We start from the raw sequence: 3,297 nt of genomic DNA, 5'->3' as shown, positions 1-3,297 counted from the left end.
AGCAGCCATTTCGGCAGGAACCGCTGCTCTTTGGACAGCAGGTTGCGGATGCCGATGAACACGATGATCGCCCCGTAGATGCGCAGGAGCACCGGCAGGGGAAGCACCGTGTCAAGCCAGATCCCAAGCGCCAGGAAAGGAAGCATGCCGCAGGTCATTTTGACGAGCTCGCGCCAGTTGATGTACTTGAAGTTGAGTACGGCGAGCATGCCGCACGCAAAAAAGCCCATGGCGTTCAGGACGGCAACGGAACTCGAAAGCCCCATCACGTGCGTGCCGACGGGCATCGCAAAGATGTTCCCGGCGAACCCCGTGACCGCTTGTATCGTATAGGCAACAAAGAACGCTGCTGCGAAAAGCACTTTCTCCATGTATGTTAAAATCCTTTGAAACTTCTCGGGCCTGCGACGGAAATGTCCTACATTTCCGTTGAGCAAGGCAATTGTGCTCATGGCATGCATGGGCGACGCCTAGGGTAGCGCATTGTCCGAACGCCTGATGTTAACAAATATGAACTATGCGCCAAACGCTGAGAAAAGCAGGGAATATGGCAGGTTTCAACATAACCGTGGCCGGTGATTCGGCCATCAACCTCGAGTTCGGCAACGTCATCTCGGAGAAAACGAACGGCATCATCCGCGCCGCCGCGCAAACGCTCGAGGCGGACCCGATCAACGGCGTGATCGAGCTCGTCCCCACGTTCTGCTCGCTCATGGTGGTCTACAACCCGTGCGTCGTCGGATACGACGAGCTCACCAGCCAAGTTCGCGGAAAGCTGCGCGGCCTCGTGGCAACCACGGGCGGCATCCACCGCGTGGTGAAAATCCCCGTCTGCTATGGGGGCGACTTCGGCCCCGACCTGTCCGACGTCGCCGAGCATGCGGGGATGAGCGCCGATGAGGTCATCGCGATCCACTCGGGACACGACTACCTCATCGACATGCTCGGCTTCCTGCCGGGCTTCGCCTACCTGGGCGGACTCGACGAACGTCTGCACACGCCGCGCCTGGCCACCCCGCGTACGCGCATCGAACCGGGCGCCGTGGGAATCGGCGGCGCGCAAACGGGCATCTACCCGCTCGCCTCGCCCGGCGGCTGGCGCATCATCGGCCGCACCCCCGTGCGCCCCTACGACCCCGACCGCGAGTCGCCCATCCTGTACGCCGCAGGCGACTACCTGCGCTTCGTTCCCATCACAGCGCAGGAGTTCAGCCTGATAGAAACCCAGGTGGAAGCAGGAACCTACGAATGCGAGATCGTCAAGGGAAAAGCAACCACCCCCGTCCAGGCTGGCACCGCCGGCGAGCGGAGCGAAGGCTGCGCAGCTTCTGAGCGGAGTTCCGCCGACGGCGCGATCGCCGTCCCGCAGGTCGAAAGCAACAACGACCAGGCGGCGGACTCGGCCGCATGGAGCGAAGGCTGCGAAGCTTCTGAGCGGAGTTCCGCCGACGGCGCGATCGCCGCGCCGCAGGTCGATGTCGTCCCGCAAGCCAAGCAAGAAGAGGAAGACGAGGACGCGCTATGGGTGTAACCGTCAACAAGCCCGGCATCTGCACCACCGTTCAAGATCTCGGCCGGCGGGGATACCTCGGCAGCGGATTCTCGCCCTCGGGCGTGATGGACAAGCGCGCGGCGCGCATCGCGAACCTGCTCGTCGACAACGACGAGAACGCGCCCGTCCTCGAGTTCTGCCTGGCGGGACCCACGCTGCGCTTCACCACCAACACATGCATCGCGCTCACGGGCGGCAACTTCTCACCCACCGTGGACGGCGCCGCCATCCCGATGTACGCCGCAATCATGGTGCATCGAGGGTCGGTGCTCGAGTTCGGCGCGCCGAAAACCGGTGTCTACGGATATCTCGCCATCGCGGGCGGATCGATCGCGGTCCCCAAGGTCATGGGCAGCGCCTCGACCAACCTGAAGTGCGGCATCGGAGGCTGGGAAGGACGCGCGCTGTCGGCGGGCGACTACCTGCCCTTCGTCACCAAGAACGTCGAATTCCTGGACAATCTAGGCTCGCACGCGCTCAAAGACGACGAATTCTACGATTTCTCGTCGGACGAAATTGTGCTGCGCGTGGTGCCGGGGCCGCAGGAGGGCATGTTCACCGAGCAGGGCGTAAACACGTTCTACGGCGAAACGTACACCACCACCGCGAAATGCGACCGCATGGGATTTCGCCTCGAGGGTCCCGAAATCGAGACAGTCAACGGGTCGGACATCATCTCCGATGGCATCGCGCTCGGCGCTGTGCAGGTCCCCAATCATGGACGCCCGATCATCATGCTCGCCGACCGCCAAACCACGGGCGGCTACGCCAAAATCGGCACCGTAGCCTCGGTCGATATACCCAAACTCGTACAATGCAAGCCGGGGCGGGCGATTCGCTTCGAGGAGATAAGCGTGCAAGAGGCGCAAGCCGCATGCCGCAAGGAGGCGCAGGAGATGCGCTCGCTCGCGAAAGTGGTGAAGCGCCCCTGCTATGGAGGGGTTTCGCCGCGAAGGACCGCGCGGCGCCTCACTCCGATTTTGGAGGCTCAAGCCAAGAAAAGCGCTGGAAACAAGCTTTGGATAGAATTTGAAGACGGACATAACGCCGCACACGCCGGCGATCGGGCATAGGAGGAGCAAAATGGGCAAGGCAAACGACGAGAAGAAGCAGGTCAACATGGATGAATCGACCGCCGCGCGCGAGGAGAGGGACCGCGACATCCGCGCCCTCATGGCGCTCATGGAAGAGGGCGACCTCTCGGCGCTGCGATTCGACGACGGCAACGTGAAAATCGAGCTCGAGCGCAACCACGGCCCTCTCTCGCAAACCGCGCTGCCGCTCATGGCGGAACGCGTGGGCAGGCTGCTCGACGCCCGAAGCGAGCACGGCGACGTAACCGCAGGCGCCCAAAGCGTGCCCGTCGCCGGCAACGACAGCTCGGTCACGCTGGTGAAAAGCCCACTCGTGGGCACGTTCTACGTTTCCCCCTCTCCTGATGAGGAGCCGTTCGTGAAGGTGGGCCAGGAAGTGCTCACCGGCCAGACACTCGCCATCGTGGAAGCCATGAAGATGATGAACGAGATCACCGCCCCCGCGCCCGGCATCGTGACCGAGGTGCTCGCGGCGAACGGCTCGCAAGTCGAGTACGACCAGGTGCTCTTCCGCATCGCCACCCAGGCGAGCGCGTAAGGGGCAACCATGTTCGAGAAGGTTCTCATCGCAAACCGTGGCGAAATCGCCGTGCGCGTGATCCGCGCCTGCCGCGCCATGGGAATCAAGACCGTCGCCGTGTACTCCACGGC

The 3,297-nt window shown here is 63.0% G+C and carries 5 protein-coding genes; 4 read left to right on the top strand and 1 reads right to left on the bottom strand.

The window, feature by feature from the left end; genetic code table 11:
• On the bottom strand, positions 1 to 371 hold a 371-nt coding region (locus tag Q0G18_RS09165; protein ID WP_297152325.1), incomplete at its 3' end, for a sulfite exporter TauE/SafE family protein.
• A 176-nt stretch (positions 372 to 547) separates the two neighbouring features.
• Here Q0G18_RS09165 and pxpB point away from each other — a divergent pair.
• From pxpB to Q0G18_RS09145, 4 genes are all read left to right on the top strand, one after another.
• Positions 548 to 1,531 (top strand): 5-oxoprolinase subunit PxpB, encoded by a 984-nt coding sequence (pxpB, locus tag Q0G18_RS09160; RefSeq protein ID WP_297152323.1) that lies wholly within the window; start codon positions 548 to 550, stop codon positions 1,529 to 1,531.
• Positions 1,522 to 2,625: a biotin-dependent carboxyltransferase family protein gene (locus Q0G18_RS09155; protein WP_297152321.1), complete on the top strand. Its 1,104-nt coding sequence runs from the start codon at positions 1,522 to 1,524 to the stop codon at positions 2,623 to 2,625. The genes pxpB and Q0G18_RS09155 overlap by 10 nt, the downstream gene beginning before the upstream one ends.
• Before the next feature lie 10 nt (positions 2,626 to 2,635).
• Positions 2,636 to 3,184, top strand: coding sequence for an acetyl-CoA carboxylase biotin carboxyl carrier protein (accB, locus tag Q0G18_RS09150; RefSeq protein WP_297152318.1), 549 nt, complete (start codon positions 2,636 to 2,638; stop codon positions 3,182 to 3,184).
• Between the two features lie 9 nt (positions 3,185 to 3,193).
• Positions 3,194 to 3,297: biotin carboxylase N-terminal domain-containing protein (locus tag Q0G18_RS09145; RefSeq protein WP_297152328.1), on the top strand; the 104-nt coding region annotated here is incomplete at its 3' end.

This window comes from uncultured Ellagibacter sp., assembly GCF_934636505.1.
Taxonomy (GTDB): Bacteria; Actinomycetota; Coriobacteriia; order Coriobacteriales; family Eggerthellaceae; genus Ellagibacter.
The sequence above is the reverse complement of the archived record's forward strand: the minus strand, read 5'-3'. Positions and strand labels throughout refer to the sequence as shown.

What these genes read in the sequence shown, in the direction of transcription:
- pxpB (WP_297152323.1), top strand. Translation starts at nt 548, where the DNA reads ATGGCAGGTTTCAACATAACCGTGGCCGGTGATTCGGCCATCAACCTC.
- Q0G18_RS09155 (WP_297152321.1), top strand. Translation starts at nt 1,522, where the DNA reads ATGGGTGTAACCGTCAACAAGCCCGGCATCTGCACCACCGTTCAAGAT.
- accB (WP_297152318.1), top strand. Translation starts at nt 2,636, where the DNA reads ATGGGCAAGGCAAACGACGAGAAGAAGCAGGTCAACATGGATGAATCG.